We start from the raw sequence: 18,570 nt of genomic DNA on the forward strand, positions 1-18,570 counted from the left end.
GTAGCTGCCTCCGGTATGGGGTTTTCACAATCTTATAATAAGCTAATTGACCATAAAATCAATGATCGGACTGCTATGGATAGTTTAGTGCCCTTTGATTCTTTATACAAGATGAAAGTTACACTAGCCGATTCTGTAAAATCCAAGTCTGATAGATTTGAGAATTTTCCGGATAGTTTGGGGGGTAAAAGTAGGATTATATTTGATTCTGTTCCATTGGCAAAAATGGATGGATTACAACGCCCTGTCATAAAACTTCCTGAGGTTGATGCCCAAGAGTTGGATAGTCAAAGTTTTCTTCAAGGCTCATTGGATGGAATACAAAGTAAATTCCTTGATATTCAATATGTTGATCAAATTAAAGCACAAATAAGCGGAATAGATTCCAAAGCCAGTACTATCTCTACACGGTTGGATTCCCTAAAATCTTTTGAGGAAATCGACACTGTACTTTTTGATTACGCGAATTCCTACATGGAAGGAATTGAGAAAAAATTAGAAGGTAAAGATGAACTTTCCGCTATCGAAGAAAACCTTGATGTCCAAAAGGGTTTTACTTCTGCTGTAACTGAAGGGGGGATAGGTTTGGACACTTCTACCTTACCGGAAATTAATCCAAAACAAATTCAGCAGGATTATTTTAAGAATTTTCAAAAGTTAGAAGAAGCTCAGGGGTCCCTTGACAGAAATAAAAGAAAGTACAGTGAATTGAAAAATTCAGAACTTAAGGAAGATGGAGTTAAACGCCACAGTTTAAAGGATACGCCATTTTTTCAGCGTTTTGAAATTGGAATGCTGGGTGATTTGACCTCATTCAAGCCATTTGACTTTCAGACATTGATTGGATATCGTATAGATGGGCGATGGACTCTGGGCCTGGGTGGATTGTGTAGTACCGGTGTGGGTAAATCGATTGATCCGAACTGGAAAGGCAATAAGGTTTATGGGCAATATTGGATAAAGAAGGCTCTTTTCCTTCAATCGGAATATCAGCGTTTTTTTGCCGGTCATTCAACGCCTGAGTTTAGCGGCTCACCCAAATCAAGAGCTTTAGCAGGCATGGGGACTGAAGTGCCGTTAGTTCTGAATACCAAATTAAGATCTACAGTATTGTACAGGATCAACAATAACGGTGATAGAGTGGCCAAGTCCTTTGACTCACCTTGGCAGGCAACAATTGGAATCGTATATATAAAAAAGTAACACCTCAATTATATGAAGAGAATTTTATTCTTAATGCAGGTCCTGTTATGGACCACAAATGCCATTGGGCAAGGTTACATAGGTCCTTCACCGAATGCTACAGCAGTGATGCGTCAGGCAAATATTGGAGTTAACCATTACACGGGATCTCTTAGTACTTCTATTCCATTAGCCACCTTATCGGGCAGGGAATTGAGTGTTTCTGCTGCACTTAGTTATAATGGTTCAGGCCATAGGGTTCAGGACATAGCCTCTTCGGAAGGGCTTGGTTGGTCTTTGGATGCTGGGGGAATGATTACCCGTGTTGTTCGTGGAATACCGGATGATTTGCAAAATGGATTTTGTACTCCCAATAAATCCGATACTGAGCCTGACTTATTTATTTTTTCATTTATGGGCAGAACAGGCAAATTTGTCCTTGACAAAAATGGGAATGCGGTACTTTATCCTTATCAGGACTTAAGGATTAAAGCGGGAATTTGCTCCAACAATAACTCCTGGGAAATAATAGATGAAAATGGTATAACTTATCATTTTGGATTGAATTCAAGTGCAAAAGAAACTACATACTATACACCTATAGTTTCGGGTGTGGGTACCAAAAACTTTATATCTACTTGGCATCTATCAAAAGTTGTTTCACAGAATAGCACAGAGGAGTTGCTTTTTAGTTATATAAACTCTATATTTAGTTACAGGAGTTTGTTGTATACCCAAAATGGAAGCTGGTGCTCAGATACAAGCATTAAGCATGAAGGCATGAATATGACAGTCCACTCTAAATTACTGTCTTCTATAACTTCTAGTGGTGGAGGGATGCATTTTACATATAATAATACCCGTGAAGATTTGTCTGGAGCGAAATCATTGGAGGAAGTAAGAGTAGTTAATACTTCCGGTGATCAGATTTCTAAATTTAGATTTGAATACGGCTATTTTAAGAGTTCAGGATGCACAGACCCCCTATGTAAAAGGCTTAAATTAGAAAGGGTTTATGATTTGTCTCCAACGCCTCTCTTTACTTTTAATTACAATGAAGTTAATAATCTTCCCTCCAGAGAATCCAAAAATTTTGATTATTTGGGGTATTTTAATGGGAATACAGTTGACTCTTGGTTTCCGGCTGTGCCAAATGCAGGACTATCAGGAGCTTCTAGATCGCCAAACGCCACTCTTACGCAAGCGAATATGTTGACAAATATTATAAATAGGGGAGGGGCGAGTACCGCTATTCTATATGAAGGAAATGTTGTCAGATATAATAATCAAAATACTTCTGTTCCAGGTTTGCGAATAAAGCAAGTAGTATATAGTGATTTGAATGCTAGCCCTAAAACCGTGACTTATAACTACCTACAAGAAGGGTCAACTACCTCTTCTAGCGGATTACTTTTTAGAACATTTTCTTCTTACATTCCATCTCCTACTAACATAAATGTTGTGATCAAAAGATTTTCACATTCTTATGTTGATCTATTAGATGTCAATGGTAGTAATTTGGGTTATTCAAGAGTTACGGAGTCTGTTTCGGGAGGAGGTAAGACAGTCTATAATTTTACTAATTATGATACCAGGCCTGATGGAGGTACCAATGGAGATCCCGATGCTGATTTGCTTTTTTTTACCTCAGTAACCTCTTTTTTTTGGGAGCGGGGAAACCCGTCAATCACTGAAGTTTTTGATGAAGGCGGTAAGCTGCTGTCAAGGGAAATTTTCGAGTATAATTATGATCATCCCGTCAAGCAAGAAGTCTCTGGAGATAAGAGGATTCCAATAGAGTGCCCGGGAGGAACATATGCACCAACTAATTTTCTTTACAAGATTATATCCAAGCCATTTACTGTTAAGGAGAAAATTTCGGAAGTATATGATCAGGAAGATTCAAATAATTTAAGGAAAACCACTAATGTAACAAAATTTGAATACGATCCGGTTACGTATCAACTGATTCGAACAACGGCATATAATCCGGTTGTTTCTAATGAAAAATATGTGGCAATTAATAAGTATGTGACAAATAGTGCTTACCAGAACACCTCACTAACGAATTGTATTACTAACTATAATCAATGCACTTCTAACTGTTCTCCAACTGATACTAATTGCCTGCAAAACTGTAACCTAACATTTAACAACTGTATCGGTCAATTTACATCTGATGCAAGAGTTATTGCAATTCAGACACTAAAGGCCAGGCATATTCAAAATGCAGTAGTGGAAGAGCAAACTTGGTTTGAGCAAGGAACTGAAAAATATCTGACTAGCGCTTCTCTCAATCTCCATAAAATGGTTGGATCGAACGGGAATTGGGTGGTGCCCGCATCAGCATGGGTGGGAGAAAAGGTAACGGGCACCTTTACAGGAAGTTCTATTAATGCATCAAGTCAGTTTATTCAACCTGCATCATATAAGCTTGCGCATACATATCAATCATATGACAATACCACCGGAAGATTAACTCAGGAAATTGGCAGAGACGGTACGGTCACAAACTTCACATGGGCTCATAACGGAACTCTTCCCGGATCTGTCATTCTCAATCAGGGCACATCCCAATTTTCTACCAGTTATACTTATAAACCTCTGGTTGGCGCGCTCAAAGTAACTGATCCCAACGGGCGGTCTACCAATACAGAATATGATTTTCAGGGACGCGTAAGATTGGTCAAGGATCACAATAATAATATAAGAACCCGCACCCGATACCATTATAAAGGTGAAAGTGCGGGAGTGAAAATTATTGCTAACCCACCTCAGATAATCAGGGGCCAGACTGCTAGTTTTTCTCTGGGTGATATAGCAAATCCTACAGGAGGTACACCTGAGTATAGCTGGGATATGGGCAATGGTACTGTATACCAAGATAATAGACTTCAGGCTAGTCAGGTTTATAATCAGCCTGGAATCTACAAGATTCAAGTGGTTATGGAAACCAATGAATTTAAACCCTATACTGCCACCTACAACCTGTTGGTGCACAATCCACTTCAGGCGAGCCTTTGCGCCAATGGACCCCAGACAATTGATGTTTGCGGTCAAAATGCACCATATTACGGTTCATGTACCACTACCAATAATCAACCGTCTAGTCCTACTGAATTTAAAGTTTCTGTTCCAACTAATGCAGGATGTGTTGGGACTTACACCTATGTTTGGCACTTTAAATTGTTTTCTTCTACAAGCTGGATTTCTATGAGTAGTAGCACTGATTCGGTTGTGTTTCCTTATCATGCGGGAGGGCAGGCAGAATATCAAATTCGATGTGTAGTAACTGACAGTTGCGGTAACTCAGTCACTGCTATGAGCTTTATGAGTTATGAAAAGAGCAATCCTAACTGTCAATAAGGAATTGCAGTTCAGCAACAAACTAACGGTAACAATTGATTTAACTTTTCACTTTCAAGTACAATGAAAAAGCTATTTTCTTTTATATTCTGTATTTTCTTTTGGATTAATGCCTGGTCTCAACAATCAACTGTGGTTGGGACTGTTCAGAAAACGCAGTATGAGAACACTTCTTATTTGACCACCGGCACAGTTACCTTAAAATCCGGGTTTCGGGTGAATGCAACGCAACACGGGAACTTCTACGTCAAAGCAATAGGCCGGCAACCTGAAGCTCCTTCAGAAGGGCAAAACTTTGTTCGTGAAGAAACAATTTACAAATCTGGGATAACTACAGATGATCAGGTTTTAGGGTTAAGTTCATCTGATAAGAGTACTGCGTTTAATTACAGCGATGGAAGGGGAAGATCTTTACAAGCTATAGCCAAGCAGGCCAGCCCTACTTTCCGGGACTTAATTAGTCCGTACTTTTACGATAGTAAAGGAAGGCACTCTAGATCCCACCTGCCTTTCCGTGCAGTTTCTGCCAACGGAGGATTCCGCCCTTCAGCATTGACAGAACAATCCACGTTCTATGCAACTCCTCCTGTAGGAATCCCTGCGGATACCAGACCCTATGGAGAGACTGTGTTTGAGGATTCCCCTTTAGAAAGGGTGGTTTCTTCTAAACAACCCGGTTCAGCCTATTCGGCTACTTCAACTTCTTCTTTGTTAAAAGTTAATCTGGCGAATAGTGTAAGAAAATGGACATTGGTCAATGGAATTCCCAGATCAACCACAACATACCCTGCAGGCACTCTTACAATCACTGAATCCATTGATGAAAAAGGTTTTACAAATAGAGTATATACTGATTTCTCAGGTAAGAAAATCCTATCACAGTCCCAGCTTACAGCCAGCACCTGGTTGGATACCTATTTTGTGTATAATGGATTTGGTGAACTGCTATATGTGATTCCTCCCGAAGCATCTACCACCTATTCTCCTACCCAGACATATGCCGATCTTTGGTGTTTTCAGTATGAGTATGACAATTTGGGAAGAAGCATTGGTAGCAAAACTCCGGGAGCTGAATGGCTGTACGTGATTTATGACCGGTGGGATAGACCTGTCCTTACACAGGATGGTGAGCAAAGAATAAAAACCACACCTGAATGGACATACCACAAGTATGATATTCATAACAGACCTGTAATTACAGGGGTGTTAAGCACAGACAGTACACGGGCAGCTCTTACAACTGCCGTTGCCAATTCTACCGTTCGTGATGAAGTTAGAAACACTACTGCCGTCGGGCATTCTTTAAACAAAACCTATCCGACCAATGCTGCGGAATCCGGTGTGCTGTCCATAGTCTACTATGACGATTATGGTTTCCTAAGCAATTCGGGATGGTCTCCCGATAATTCTTTATACAGCTACTCTGCTCAAAGTGGATATGCCGGTACTCGTTTGACTTCAGTCAAGGGAGAGGTTACAGGATCGAAAAGTAGAACCCAAGGTAATTCAGTCCAGTGGACTTATAGTGTTTCGTATTATGACACTGAGTATAGGGTTCTTCAGACAGTGAGTTCTCACCTGATGGGAGGTACCGTAAAGACAGTGAACCAGTATGCATTTTCTGGAGAGGTTCAAAAAGCAATTAATATTTATGTTCACAGTAGTGGTACTACACAGGTAGCGAGGAGATATACTTACGATCATGCCGGAAGACCACTTAAGGTTTATCATAAGGTAAACAGCAATGAGGAAGTAATGTTGGCTGATTATACCTACACAGAACTTGGCAATGTTCTGGAATCCAAGCATCATAGCAGAAATAACGGAAATAGTTGGCTCTATAGACAGTCAGGAGAATCCACTATTCAGGGACGGGCGAAAAAGGTTCAGTATTATTATTCCAACGGGACATCTGTTTTCTCTCAGGAATTGGCCTACGAAAACTCCTTGGGAACCGGAAATGTCGCTAGACATGATGGCATAATTTCAGGAGCTACCTGGAAGCATTACAGCACTGCTCCGGAACAAAGTTACAATTATACCTATGATGTTCCTAAAAGACTCACCGCCTCTGCTTATAAACAAAAGGCCAATGGAAGCTCAACATGGTCTGCCAATAACTTCTGGAATGAAAGTGGAATAATTTATGACAAGAATGGAAATATTAAGTCCCTAACTAGAAATGGTGCAAAGTCCGGATCAGCCCAGCAGATAGACAATCTGACCTATACTTATAGCGGTAATCTTTTGACATCCGTTTCTGAAGGTTCCACATCTTCTTACAAAGGCGAGGGGTTCTCGGACGGCAATCTCACGGGAGTGGATTATGAATACAACAAGAATGGGTTTCTTAAGGTGGACCGAAATAAGGGAATCACCGCTATAACTTATACAAGACATGATCTCCCCCAGCAGGTGACTATCGGAGGCAACACTATCCGCTATACTTATTCCCCTAGTGGCAATCTTTTGACAGTGCAGTATTCATCTCCTTCCAAAACCATCCAATACGTAGGGGAGCTCGTTTTTGAGAATGGTACGTTGACTGATATCAAGCACGAGTTTGGGAGGGTAAGGGCAAATGAAGGATACAGATATCAGTACTACCTTTCTGATTATTTAGGCAATACACGGGTGGTCTTGCAGGAAGATCCTGCTGTTTTTACTTCTACTGCCGGGTTTGAGACACTTGCCATGGATCAGGAGGCTCAAGAGTTTATCGGGTATGAAGAGGCAGTCAGGATTCAATCACGGGAGTTTAATCATACTTCAGGTCTGGAATCTTCTTTTGCAACCCGCCTCAGCGGAGGATATGGAGGAAATCAGGGATTGGCCAAAGCGATCAGCGTGCTACCGGGAGACACTGTCCGCATGGAGGTTTTTGGCAAATATGTAGATCTCAAAGAGGCTAAATCCAATCCTGCCATTATGACCGTACTGATGGGATTAGCCGGAGGTGCCGGTTTGGTTGAGGGTTTGGATGGAAGCATGCTCCCGCAGGCGAAGACTCTTCAGGGAAATCAGGGGCTGTCCACCTTGATGTCAGGTAAAGAGAACAGGGGAGATGCACCTCCCGCGTATCTTAATTACCTGTTTTTTGATGGTGAAATGAACTATCAATATGGCGGTTTTGTGCAAATGAGCGAAGCGGCATGGGAAGATGGTACAAACCGTGCCCACGAAAGGCTGTATCAGGAGGTGGTAGCAGAACAACCCGGATATTTCTATATTTACCTCTCCAATGACAGTCCCCAGGGGATGGAGTCTGAGGCGTTCTTTGATGATTTCAGTATTCAGACTTCAGAAAGCTATATTGTCCAGACGATAGACTACTATCCTTACGGACTCATGTCGGTAAACAATGTGAGAACTGGAGATAAGCCGACAAAAGAACTATTTCAGGGAAAGACGTATGATGAATTGACCAAGTGGTACGATTTTCATGCACGTCAATATGATCCTGCTTTAGGAAGGTGGTTTGGGCTGGATCCGAAAGCTGGAGTAATGCCTTATAATTCTCCTTTTTCGGCTATGATGAACAATCCTGGCATGTTTGCAGATCCTGATGGGGAATGTCCAATATGCGTAGGTATTTTAGTAGGGGCTTTAATTGGAGCAGGAAGTTCTGCTGCAATCTATACATCTACATATTATGCATCAGGTAATGGAGGGAGTGGTCAATTTTGGAATGGATTTGGTAAGGCAGTAGGGATGGGAGCTGTTACTGGTGCAATAGGCGGAGGTATAGGCGCTGCATTTGCGAATAGTGCTTTTGCTCAATCCGTTGGTTTTAGCGTGCTAAATAATACAGGCAGTACAATTGCCGGAAACTTAGTGATGGGCAATGATATTTCGGTTGGAACAGTATTAGGCGGGATAGGGGGTGGTTTTGCAGGGATGGGACTTCCTCAGTTTTCAGGAGTTAAAGGTGGTGTTTTGGCAAACATTGGAGCTGAAATAGGTTATGGGGCAGTTAGAGGTGCTGGTACAGGTGCTGTAACAGGCGGAATAGCCGCAGGGATTGATGGCAAAAATATTGGTAAAGGCATTGTACAGGGAGCATTTTCGGGTGCAATAGGAGGTGCGACTTTAGCAGGTTTAAACATTGCTTCAATGGGGCCTTCATTATATTCTGGTTCTAATGAAAAACATGCTCCCGTTTTTAGAAGTGGAGGGCTACTTACCCTTCATTTACAAAAAGGAGAGGGTATTACCTTGGGACGAAACCTTATCGTTAAAGAAATTGGAAATTTGGTTGTCGATGCTCCGTTACGTATTCATGAATACACTCATTTCCTTCAACAAAGAGAACTGGGATTTGGAAACTTTTACGCAAGAATTTTAGGAGAATATTACCAAGCAGGATTGGGTGATGGAAAATGGTATGGAACTTATGATACTCCTGGCCATCTGGAATATAAATCGAGCGTTGTAGAATCCTTTTTCAGATATCAGATCCAAAAACACTTGACCAGATAAAATATGTCAATAAGATTATGTTGTATTTTAATGTTTGTACTAATGTCATGTGATTCGTTTTACAATCATATTACTTTAGTCAATAAAAAATCGGATTCAGTAGTTGTTTTGAAATTGGATGATGATAATTCGTATCTATCTGTTTCCTGTAAATTGTTAGATTCAAAATCGAGTATAAGGCCAAGCCATGTGATATTTACTACACACATTGTATCTCGAGGCTCTAATATTCATTTTGAATCAAACGATTCATTGATCTATTTCTGCAACTCAAATGGTGATGCTTCTTCTGGAATAGTAACAACTAATAAGGATTTAACCAACGAAAAAACAATTGCATCAATGAAGAACAAAGTTGAAGTTATTGGAATGATTAATCATTTTAATATTAAAGTTGGAGAGAATATTAGGTTTGGACTAAAGCTGCCTCCAATTATAATCGATGGAAATAAAATAAATATTGAAATGATTGAGTTCGGGTTGCAATAGCATTTCTTAATGTGATTTAGTACTTGCATAGTGCAAGTTGAAGATGGTCGGGGATTAGAACAAATCATTTACATTCTGTTTATGTAGGGTGAACTGAACATTGGTAATATTAAGTTTAAGCAAGTCTATTAGAATTAATATGAATTTTAACCCAATTTTCAGTAAGGAAAAAGAGTTTTTGTTTTCTATTCATGAAACCCCCAGTTTTAAAATTAAGGAACTTGGTGGGGGGCTTAATTTTGATGTGTCAAATGTTTATGACTATGAAATGATTAAAAAAGTTTCCCTTACGGTTATGCGGAAAAATGCAAGGTCAGACAGGGAATTCCTACTTTGGGTGCATTTTATAGGATACCATATCAAGCTTAAATATGATGCAAAGTGGGCATTGGTTAAATTCACACTACCCAATGGGGAAAACACATTGGCTCATTTTTATCCGATTTTAATTGATAAGGAAAATACCTTATGGAAGGTTGGAGAGTTCTGTTTAGAAGCATATTATTATGGAAAGATACTTTTAGGTGATAGTTTTTTGACCTATTACAAGCTGCATATTGAAAGAGCGCTTTATAAAGCCAAATTATCTGATCTTCATCTCGAAGAAGGTAGACTGATTTTGTTAGATTAACTATGGATATTATTGTCTTTAGTCGGCTTGTATTATTTGACTTTAATTCGGCCTGTATGCTCGACAAGGAATTGAATAGAATTTTTCAATAACCTTCCTATTGATGAAGGTATTGAGCGGGTACTTAATGAAAATGGGGAAGTTCAAGATTTTGAAATTGAAAAATTGCTTTTTCAGGTATTTGAATCTGTACCGTTTTATTTTGACCTCGTCCACCACGTGCAAGCAGGATTTTTTTAATACAAGTCTTCTTCTGACCCTAAGATTTCCTCTGGGCACATCTACCTCATCGCCTTCAATTTCACACCCATATCCCGTAGCATATGCAGGATCACAGTGGCATCCTTGTCCAAATCCTGATTCATCAGCAGACGGATGGATTTGGATAAGGCGATTATTTCTTTGCCTTTCCGCAGGCGGTCATAAGGAATGGGGTAAGGAGTGGAAAACCTGATTTTATCTAGTTTCTCCTCCGCCTTTTTCTCCAGCTGTTTAAGTTCACTGCATATCTCTGCCCAGTTGTACATGCGTTTGTTGAAATGAATCAGTATGCAATATTGATTGACTTCGTGTCAGTCCAAAGCAGGAAACTTTAACAGGCCAATTTTTGAACCAAACTGTCATTATTATTTTGAAAATTGGACTGTTGTGTAAAATCGCTAATTTAAATGTATAGAGGTTTCCCGCTGGAACTGTGGTATTTGCATGGCCCCGATTCAGACCTCATTCCAATAATTTGCTAATTTTGAAGTTAACTTATCCACCCCGGTAATAATTGCCCTAATTGAAGATCACCTGACCTTTTATGAAATCGAGCCTGCCTACCGGACAGGCAGGAATTCTCCCGAAGGTCGGGACGGGCATCCCGTTTCCTTCGTCACAGGACAAGTTATGACCATTGAAAAACAATTATAATCATATGAAACTGAAGAAAGTAATAGAGAATGCCCTGAACATGCTGGAGAAAGCTGACAATGGTATAGTGCTCATGAATATGTATAATGAGGTAGTGCATCCTGCCGATGCTGCCTTCAGAGGTGAGACGGTTCACCCATACAATGCCAAGGCCTTTATAGAAGAATCTCTAAGTCAGAACGGACTGGATCTTAAGGACAAAGATCTAAGAATGAAACTGCTGAAGCTGATCCTGATTCTGGAAGAAACAGAGGCCAACAAGAGCAGAAAGAAAAAACTGGATGATGTGCTAGCCGGATATAATATGGAGAGTTTTGGTAAGATTATGTAAAGGGGAAAGAGTGATTCGGTTGATTTTTCCGTTTCCGGGAGGGTAATCGGACGCCTGAAATATTCAGAAAAGAAATGATAATTTTAGTGGTTAATTCTATATCCACTACAGAACCATATGATAGCAGACTCACTGGCCAGACAGTTTTTGGTGATGCACAGGCATTTTTTACGGATATCGGCGATAGAGGATGAGTTGGGTATAAGCGGAAAGTGTCTTTATAAGTGGATGATAGGCCAGAGGGCGCTGCCCGATCGGTGGGAACAGCCGTTATACGATTACCTATATCCCATGCTGGATCCTAGGAATGAAATCCATCTAAAGACCTATTGGATTGACAGGGTAGTGGTTCTGGAGAAGCATCATTTACTGCCCCGGTATCAACATATCAAGCCCGAGATGTTGAGAAGGTTTCATTTCTCCGGGCAGTATACTACGGGTGCGGATGTGGTTTACTTCAGGTATTCCAACAAAATGCAGAGAGAAAGTAATATTTCCATCTATTCGGTCTATATCAAGAGTTCATGGTAGAAAAGTGAAAATGGAGGAGTAGGAATGAATAGGATTATCAGGCCAAGTGATAAACAACCACAATGACTGACCGGTATGCTATGCCAGCTCTTATCTCAAGTTCCGAGACTCAGAGGATACGAGAACTACACCAACTCAGACAGCTTCCTTCCAATGCAGTGCCACCACCAAAGCCGGATCCAGATGCTCAAGGAAATCTGCTGCCTGAAGTAGTTATTGTTGGCAGCATGGGGATTAAGTTGGATTACGTAGAAGAAAAATCCAAAATACAGTAACTGTAAAATGCGATAGTAAGTATATATAAGCGACTAATGTCGGATAACTCTCAAGACAAAAGTATAGCGATAGGTTTAATGGAATATTGTCATCAAGGATATGGGGGAATAACCGCAATCGTGGTTATAACGCATTGTACATCAGTAAGAAGAGCCAGACATCAATTTTAAATAAAATTTTTACTTAATATGAACCAAATGGTAGTCTTAAAGAAAACAGATAAATTGACATTTTCTTTTAGTAAAAGCTTTGATATAAAATTTCTAGCACCTATAAGTAGCTATGTGGATTGGAAACTAAGTAATGGTTATTGGGATGATTATAATGAATTATTCCATGTTGCGAAATTAGTTGACTCGCTTCTAAATAATCCTGAATTATGGTTTGATACGCATACTATAATTAAAAATAATATTGTTGTAGGTGTGCTATTAATAGTGGGAGGAAAAATAAGTAAAATGGAAAATAAATATGAGATAATCGATGAAAAACATTCTTTATTATTGAAATATTTTCATGTGGTTGAGAAAGGTAAAGGCATAGGAAGTCATTGGATTAAAAATGTTATTATTCCATATTATAAAAACCAAGGTTACAATCAGATATATGTTAATTCAAGTCATCCAAAATCATTTTCCTTTTATCGTAACTTTGGGAAGTTAATAGCAACCTATGAACAAAATAGTGATAATAAGCTGTTTAAAAGAACAGGGGAATGTTTTAAAATTGAATTAAATACCTAAAGCAAGTATTGATTCTTCTTTTAAAGCAAGACAGAAGCAGGACAAAGAAAATATTGCCAACGCAACAGGTGTTTGGTTCAATGGCGGGTGAGTGGTTAATTGAACATTCTGTCTTTTGTGATTTGTAAACATGAAGAGCCCCCGTAAAGACAGGGCTGGCAGTGTAAAGGGAGACTTTCACGCATTGCCTGTCCCGTTTTTCGGGAGTTCTGTGGGAAGGTGAAATTGGAATTGTCTGGCCTGGCCCGATTGGCTGCAAGTGTAAGACACCGCACAACATGATATGAAAGAGATTATTGAGAGATTACTAAAAATAGAAAATGGATTCAAACCGATAGAATTTGAAGCAAAAAAAATAGTTGTTTCAAAACCAATTTCAGACTCAATGAAATTAGCGGTTGAATTATTAGAAAACGAATTTTATCAGGTTCGCAGTTTAGCAGTCTTTTTATTGGGATACATATCGTCTAAAGATCCGGTAGCATTGCAGATTCTAAGGATTAAAGTGAGCAATGATAAGAGTTGGCAAGTTCAAGAGATACTTGCAAAATCATTTGACCAATATTGCATGGATACAGGATATGAAAAATCGTTGCCTGTCATTAAGGATTGGTTAAGCGACAAAATTCCTAATGTTTGTCGTGCTGTTACAGAGGGATTGAGGATTTGGACAGGCCGTCCATTCTTTAAGACTAATCCTCAAGTAGCGATACAACTGATAAGTCAGCATAAAGCGCACGAGAGCGAGTATCTTAGAAGATCTGTTGGAAACGCTCTTCGGGACATTTCTAAAAAACATAAAGCGCTTGTTGACAAGGAAATATCAACATGGGATTTATCCAATGAACTGATTCGGTTTACATATAAATTTGTGACAAAATCTAAATAGATTATGAAGAATTATGACAATTTCTTTTTTCCGTCTGTAAACAGTCAGACGTAAGTGGCAAGTATAGCGGGCGGTACAATCGACAGAAATGGGCAACTAAAATGGCAATACCGAAGGACAAGGACGAATTACTAATAGTAATTGTTGACAACTACGAAAAGTTGACAACCGAACTTTCGAATATTCCAATTGACCAAACGGAGAAAAAAGAACTTGAAGGACATTCAAAAAATAACTTGATGAGTATCAATGATCTTGTTGGTTGGGGGCAGTTGGTTTTGAAGTGGAACGACAGAAAAGATAAAGGACTTGAAGTTGACTTTCCTGAAACGGGTTTTAAATGGAATGAACTTGGACAACTTGCGCAGAAATTTTACAGGGACTACGAAAAGGATGATTTTCAAACTCTTAATGAGAAACTTGGTAGGACAACCAACGAACTATTAAAACTAGTTGAAAGCAAGACGGACAAGGAGCTATATGAAGCGACTTGGTATGATAAATGGACTTTGGGGAAAATGATACAACTAAATACTTCTTCAGCATTTAAAAATGCAAAGAACAGAATTAGAAGATGGAAAAAAGGAAAGCAACTTAAATGACTGGAAATTATATCAATGAACTGAATTTATTACCCATAATACTTTTTTTCTTACTGATTTCATTCCAAGATAAAAAGGGGGAATGAATACTGTAGCACGCCTTGTTTTCAGTATCGTTTGAATCACTCCACCACCTCATTCGAGATCAACTTCCCTGAGCGATATACTATGAGTGCGTGCCTTGTCTCCTCATTTACCCTTACTTCCACTGTGATATTTTCACCGATTTGGTTGAGCAGCTTGAGTGAAGTGGTACAGCCTTCACAGCTGCTGAAATTGAAGAAATCCAATGTATTGATCGTCCAGGATGTGCAGGCAGAATAGTCAAATCCGCCTATGCTATTGGTCTCCACTTTCAGGTAAAAATCGACTTCAATATGTAAAATATTGCTGCGTGGAGAGCTCGGAGCTCTGCAATCCCATACAATGCTTTCTTTAAGATCCGTACTGAGGTACTGGGTGGTGTTTTTCCCATAGGCACTGACTATTCGGGTGTGTTCCAGTAGAAATCCGCCTTTCCATCTTCTGGCAAATTCCATGAGCATCCCCTCATTCTTGGGAAGGTAGGAGGTATGGCTTTTTAACTCATAGGTATTCAATAGAATTCTTAAAATGCTCTTAGAGACCGGTGCATCCGCTGCCTGATTTGATTTCTCCTGACCATGTATTTGGATCAGCTCAAAACCTGAAGCTTGGTAGCTGTGGCTTGCAGGGGTATAATAAGCAGACGGAATTACTGATTCAGGATCCAGATCCAGCAGGTATTCGGCAGTTTTTTGATTAGGAGATGCAAAGAGTCCCATCCAGAACTGTCCCCGGGTTTTGCCATAGAGATAGGTGTTTTGGGATATGCCATGCTCATAGAGCCTTAGATATTCCAGCTCCTTGGCATCTATCTGGGCACCATACACCGTCAATAAACTGTCTCTTTCCGTGATCAGCGGGTCTTTGGGTTCATCGGGCTTAGGAGATTCCGAACAGGATACCAGTGCCGGTAGGGCTAGGGAAATCAGAATAATCGCAAAAATCCTTAGAAAAATCTGCATTACACAAGATAGGCAGTAAAAATTATGGAGAAATACCCTGTATACGGTATTTTTTTTATTTCCGATAATCTCCTTTCTTGCAATAATGGTTTGGCAGGAAACAAACAGCCAACCTTTATCTTATTTTTCTGGACATACCCAAGAATCCAACACATTTCTGTATCTGATAGTGAGAGTCCATTTCCAACAAAAATAACCGGAGTCCGCTGGACGGTATTGCCGAAATCCTTAATTTGGTGTCAGCAGATCCCTGAATCATGTGGACAATAGCAATATAGACGGAATAGGGGAGGGTATGCTGTATCTAAAAGTGTTACCGTTCATTAAAGGAAAGATGAAATTTATATTGTTATTATTTCTAAGCACATTAATAGCCTGCAAATCTTCAAACAAAGGAGAGCAAATGGATTCGGAATACACAATATCAACAGCTTCCGAGAGTGAACAACGTGCAAAGAGCGTGTTGCCTCTTGAGGGAAAAGAGGATGTAAGTAAAATTCTAACTTTGGAATTCAAAAGTCCAAAGATTTCCAGTGAATCAGAAGATAAGGAATATTTTGCGAACGAGAAATTCGATTGGATATTGACTATGGAATCACAGAATGGAACTTATTTCAATCGGGATTCCGTATCAAAATATTTTGACGCTAAATGGAGAGAAAACCATCAATATCCCTGGCTTTACTGTATCCCAAGAGGTGATTCCAAGTGGACTTATCTTAGTTCAAGTGAAAATAGATCAAACGAATTTTCAAGGGTGGCGCTAGCGTGGAAACTCTATGATCCTTTGGAAGATCCACCAAGTGTTTATGAGGATAGAACTTTAAAAAAATACAAGGAGTCAGTTTCTCAGATAGCTATAAAGCTTAAATCCGATACGGTTTCCGAAAACTTCACAATTGAACAAGCCACAAGAAAGTCTAAGGAACTTTCCGATTTTATATCCAACAATAATCACTACTCTGTAATTATACTAAAAGCGGAAAGTGAATTTGAAGGAAAGGAGATTTGGGATGTTATGATGTCGTTAGGATTAAAATGGGGAGACATGGATCTTTTTCATTGGAATAATGATTTTGAATATGGAGATGATCAATTAATGAGTGTATGGACAAGCACCAGCCCCGGCTATTTTTTTCCAGAAGAAATTGCTGCTGGTAAAGTTAAAACTAATGATTTGGTATTTGGCTTTAGCATTCCACGCTCTATCTCTCCAATTCAGGTGTTGGAAGTTATGAACAAAGCAACAGAATATACTCAATCACGGCTGGGAGGGAGAATTTTGAATGAAAATGGACAACCATTTGATATTGAGGAGGAAAAAGATAAAATTAATGAAGTAGTATCAGATTTAAAAAATCACTCGATAATTCCCGGAGTAGGTGATGCTTTGTATCTATTCCAATAAATAAAAACGAAATGGTAACACTATGTATGAAATCATAGCAGCGCAAGGCGACCGCACAATCCAAAGCTGCAGATTCATACATTAAGCGTTATGCACCATTTAAGACGACCCAAAGAACAAAGTGACAGCAGGAAAACGATGTGAATTTATTAAACGCTCTGCCGACTTATGGACCAATGTATGTTCCTGTAACAGACAATGAAGAACCATTCTATTCTGAAGGAGTTGCTGTTCGCTTTTACAAGACAGATGGGACTGATTGGGTAGCTAATTTCCAACCCGGATGGACAGACTTAAAAGAAATAATTGAATTTGAAAACTCGAAAAACCTGTTAGTAGTAGCTTGTGGAACTTGTTACTTAATGAACCCGTACGACACAAAGCCAATTGAAGTTTTTGGAGTTGGCTATTCAAAAATTTTCAAAGCCAGTAAAGACAGACTTGTATTGCAAGACCAAACCGACTTGACAATTATTGAAGGTGACAGTAAACATTGGCATACAGAAAGAATTTCGTGGGACGGATTCAAAGAAATTAAGGTTGATAACAATATTATAACAGGACTTTCCTATGACCCAATGTATGACGCTGCCGAATGGGTTGACTTTACTTACGACCTTGAAACAAGAACTTTAACAGGTGGAAGTTACCACAGATATGACAATAAAAAACCTTGGTGGAAAATATGGTGACAGAAAATTTTGCCTGCCCTTGTTGTGGTCACAAGACTTTTAGTGAACAACCAAATGGGACTTATGGCATTTGCCAAGTTTGCTTTTGGGAAGATGACCCAATACAACTCAAAGACCCAGATTATGAAGGTGGAGCAAATAGAGTATCTCTAAGACAAGGACAAAAGAATTTTGAAAAATATGGGGCTTGTGAAAAGGAAATGATAAAGAATGTTAGACCTCTTAAACACAACGAAAAGCGAGACAATGAATGGAAGCTAATAGACTGACAATGAAAATAAAAATGGAGCATAACAACCAGGTATTTGTGCGGCTTGTAAAGCCAAGCACGAAACCACTGTGTGTGCCTTGAATGGTGAATAAAGATCAAAATGATGATCGTTCCAACGGGTGAAATGCCTGTGCCGATGAATGCTCGCATCCTTTAAGCACGGAAGTAGTTACCCCGAAGCTAAGCAAGTAACAAGTAAGCAGTACAGCGGTGTCTTTCTCCGAGCATATGGTTCACTTTCTGTTTTTGTCTGAAAATGTGTACAGTGGGATGCGGATAATTCTGTCGATAGCCTGAAAAACACTGCATTTATTTCACTTTTCCTCCCATTTTCCCAAAAAATACCCTGTATAGGGTATGTCCTGGTATCATTTTATTCCTTTTATTGCAGATGTCTTTTAAATATTGAAAACTATCAGTTACCACAGCTGATCACCCTCTCTCTTCAGGAGAGGGCAGGGGGTGAGGTAGACTACGCCAACTTTTAGCATCCGCCCGGGCATAAATCCGGAGAACCTTTCAATTTAGTGGAAGCACTTGCTTGAATAATACAGCTCACGATCGCCTTCTCCTAAAGGAGAAGGAGGGAATGAGGCAGAACACCCATCCGGGCTTAAATCCGGAGAACCTTTCAATCTAGTGGAAGCACTAGCTTAAAAAATACCATCTCGCAATCGCCTCCTCTTCAAGGAGGAGGATGGGAGGAGGTAGGAAAGCCA

At 39.6% G+C, this 18,570-nt stretch carries 16 protein-coding genes; 14 read left to right on the forward strand and 2 right to left on the reverse strand.

The annotated features are described in order from the left end of the window. The first annotated feature begins 111 nt into the window (after positions 1 to 111). The 5 genes from J2X69_RS19070 to J2X69_RS19090 all read left to right on the forward strand — a co-directional run bounded on the left by J2X69_RS19070 (position 112) and on the right by J2X69_RS19090 (position 10,147). Entirely contained in the window at positions 112 to 1,203 is a 1,092-nt protein-coding gene (locus J2X69_RS19070; protein ID WP_310106955.1) for a hypothetical protein, read from the forward strand. Between the two features lie 12 nt (positions 1,204 to 1,215). Beyond that, the gene (locus J2X69_RS19075; protein ID WP_310106956.1) at positions 1,216 to 4,548 is read left to right on the forward strand and encodes a PKD domain-containing protein; all 3,333 of its coding nucleotides are present in this window, start codon (positions 1,216 to 1,218) and stop codon (positions 4,546 to 4,548) included. A gap of 63 nt (positions 4,549 to 4,611) precedes the next feature. Then, on the forward strand, positions 4,612 to 9,027 hold the full coding sequence (locus tag J2X69_RS19080) for a DUF6443 domain-containing protein (RefSeq protein WP_310106958.1): 4,416 nt from the start codon (positions 4,612 to 4,614) through the stop codon (positions 9,025 to 9,027). A 3-nt stretch (positions 9,028 to 9,030) separates the two neighbouring features. After that, a complete protein-coding gene (locus J2X69_RS19085; protein ID WP_310106960.1) occupies positions 9,031 to 9,516 on the forward strand; it encodes a hypothetical protein in 486 nt (161 codons plus the stop codon). A 139-nt stretch (positions 9,517 to 9,655) separates the two neighbouring features. Beyond that, positions 9,656 to 10,147 (forward strand): hypothetical protein, encoded by a 492-nt coding sequence (locus J2X69_RS19090; protein ID WP_310106962.1) that lies wholly within the window; start codon positions 9,656 to 9,658, stop codon positions 10,145 to 10,147. A 281-nt stretch (positions 10,148 to 10,428) separates the two neighbouring features. Here the strand turns inward: J2X69_RS19090 and J2X69_RS19095 are convergent, their stop codons facing one another. Continuing rightward, positions 10,429 to 10,674 carry a hypothetical protein gene (locus J2X69_RS19095; RefSeq protein ID WP_310106964.1) on the reverse strand — a complete coding sequence of 82 codons (246 nt, stop codon included), beginning with the start codon at positions 10,672 to 10,674 and terminating at the stop codon, positions 10,429 to 10,431. A 392-nt stretch (positions 10,675 to 11,066) separates the two neighbouring features. Between J2X69_RS19095 and J2X69_RS19100 the strand changes: the two genes are divergently transcribed. The 6 genes from J2X69_RS19100 to J2X69_RS19125 all read left to right on the forward strand — a co-directional run bounded on the left by J2X69_RS19100 (position 11,067) and on the right by J2X69_RS19125 (position 14,434). Further along, positions 11,067 to 11,393, forward strand: coding sequence for a hypothetical protein (locus J2X69_RS19100; protein WP_310106966.1), 327 nt, complete (start codon positions 11,067 to 11,069; stop codon positions 11,391 to 11,393). 117 nt (positions 11,394 to 11,510) lie between these two features. After that, positions 11,511 to 11,924, forward strand: coding sequence for a hypothetical protein (locus J2X69_RS19105; protein ID WP_310106968.1), 414 nt, complete (start codon positions 11,511 to 11,513; stop codon positions 11,922 to 11,924). Positions 11,925 to 12,004: 80 nt separating this feature from the next. Next, positions 12,005 to 12,199, forward strand: a complete 195-nt coding sequence (locus J2X69_RS19110) for a hypothetical protein (protein ID WP_310106970.1) — start codon at positions 12,005 to 12,007, stop codon at positions 12,197 to 12,199. 189 nt (positions 12,200 to 12,388) lie between these two features. Further along, positions 12,389 to 12,943, forward strand: a complete 555-nt coding sequence (locus tag J2X69_RS19115; RefSeq protein WP_310106973.1) for a hypothetical protein — start codon at positions 12,389 to 12,391, stop codon at positions 12,941 to 12,943. Positions 12,944 to 13,226: 283 nt separating this feature from the next. Next, the gene (locus J2X69_RS19120; RefSeq protein WP_310106975.1) at positions 13,227 to 13,832 is read left to right on the forward strand and encodes a DNA alkylation repair protein; all 606 of its coding nucleotides are present in this window, start codon (positions 13,227 to 13,229) and stop codon (positions 13,830 to 13,832) included. A 101-nt stretch (positions 13,833 to 13,933) separates the two neighbouring features. Continuing rightward, positions 13,934 to 14,434: a ClbS/DfsB family four-helix bundle protein gene (locus tag J2X69_RS19125; protein WP_310106977.1), complete on the forward strand. Its 501-nt coding sequence runs from the start codon at positions 13,934 to 13,936 to the stop codon at positions 14,432 to 14,434. A gap of 122 nt (positions 14,435 to 14,556) precedes the next feature. Here J2X69_RS19125 and J2X69_RS19130 read toward each other — a convergent pair whose 3' ends face one another. After that, positions 14,557 to 15,480 (reverse strand): hypothetical protein, encoded by a 924-nt coding sequence (locus tag J2X69_RS19130; RefSeq protein ID WP_310106979.1) that lies wholly within the window; start codon positions 15,478 to 15,480, stop codon positions 14,557 to 14,559. 334 nt (positions 15,481 to 15,814) lie between these two features. Here J2X69_RS19130 and J2X69_RS19135 point away from each other — a divergent pair, with 334 nt between their 5' ends. From J2X69_RS19135 to J2X69_RS19145, 3 genes are all read left to right on the forward strand, one after another. Continuing rightward, complete coding sequence (locus tag J2X69_RS19135) at positions 15,815 to 16,888, forward strand: cell division protein ZipA C-terminal FtsZ-binding domain-containing protein (protein ID WP_310106982.1); 1,074 nt, start codon at positions 15,815 to 15,817, stop codon at positions 16,886 to 16,888. A gap of 140 nt (positions 16,889 to 17,028) precedes the next feature. Continuing rightward, a complete protein-coding gene (locus J2X69_RS19140) occupies positions 17,029 to 17,580 on the forward strand; it encodes a hypothetical protein (protein WP_310106985.1) in 552 nt (183 codons plus the stop codon). Next, positions 17,574 to 17,849, forward strand: a complete 276-nt coding sequence (locus tag J2X69_RS19145; protein ID WP_310106987.1) for a CPCC family cysteine-rich protein — start codon at positions 17,574 to 17,576, stop codon at positions 17,847 to 17,849. Before J2X69_RS19140 ends, J2X69_RS19145 begins: the two co-directional genes overlap by 7 nt. Positions 17,850 to 18,570 lie beyond the last annotated feature (721 nt).

Source organism: Algoriphagus sp. 4150 (assembly GCF_031457395.1).
GTDB lineage: Bacteria > Bacteroidota > Bacteroidia > Cytophagales > Cyclobacteriaceae > Algoriphagus.

Coding starts and splice junctions, on each gene's coding strand:
- J2X69_RS19070 (WP_310106955.1), top strand. CDS start 112: ATGAAAGTTACACTAGCCGATTCTGTAAAATCCAAGTCTGATAGATTT.
- J2X69_RS19075 (WP_310106956.1), top strand. CDS start 1,216: ATGAAGAGAATTTTATTCTTAATGCAGGTCCTGTTATGGACCACAAAT.
- J2X69_RS19080 (WP_310106958.1), top strand. CDS start 4,612: ATGAAAAAGCTATTTTCTTTTATATTCTGTATTTTCTTTTGGATTAAT.
- J2X69_RS19085 (WP_310106960.1), top strand. CDS start 9,031: ATGTCAATAAGATTATGTTGTATTTTAATGTTTGTACTAATGTCATGT.
- J2X69_RS19090 (WP_310106962.1), top strand. CDS start 9,656: ATGAATTTTAACCCAATTTTCAGTAAGGAAAAAGAGTTTTTGTTTTCT.
- J2X69_RS19095 (WP_310106964.1), bottom strand. CDS start 10,674: ATGTACAACTGGGCAGAGATATGCAGTGAACTTAAACAGCTGGAGAAA.
- J2X69_RS19100 (WP_310106966.1), top strand. CDS start 11,067: ATGAAACTGAAGAAAGTAATAGAGAATGCCCTGAACATGCTGGAGAAA.
- J2X69_RS19105 (WP_310106968.1), top strand. CDS start 11,511: ATGATAGCAGACTCACTGGCCAGACAGTTTTTGGTGATGCACAGGCAT.
- J2X69_RS19110 (WP_310106970.1), top strand. CDS start 12,005: ATGCCAGCTCTTATCTCAAGTTCCGAGACTCAGAGGATACGAGAACTA.
- J2X69_RS19115 (WP_310106973.1), top strand. CDS start 12,389: ATGAACCAAATGGTAGTCTTAAAGAAAACAGATAAATTGACATTTTCT.
- J2X69_RS19120 (WP_310106975.1), top strand. CDS start 13,227: ATGAAAGAGATTATTGAGAGATTACTAAAAATAGAAAATGGATTCAAA.
- J2X69_RS19125 (WP_310106977.1), top strand. CDS start 13,934: ATGGCAATACCGAAGGACAAGGACGAATTACTAATAGTAATTGTTGAC.
- J2X69_RS19130 (WP_310106979.1), bottom strand. CDS start 15,480: ATGCAGATTTTTCTAAGGATTTTTGCGATTATTCTGATTTCCCTAGCC.
- J2X69_RS19135 (WP_310106982.1), top strand. CDS start 15,815: ATGAAATTTATATTGTTATTATTTCTAAGCACATTAATAGCCTGCAAA.
- J2X69_RS19145 (WP_310106987.1), top strand. CDS start 17,574: ATGGTGACAGAAAATTTTGCCTGCCCTTGTTGTGGTCACAAGACTTTT.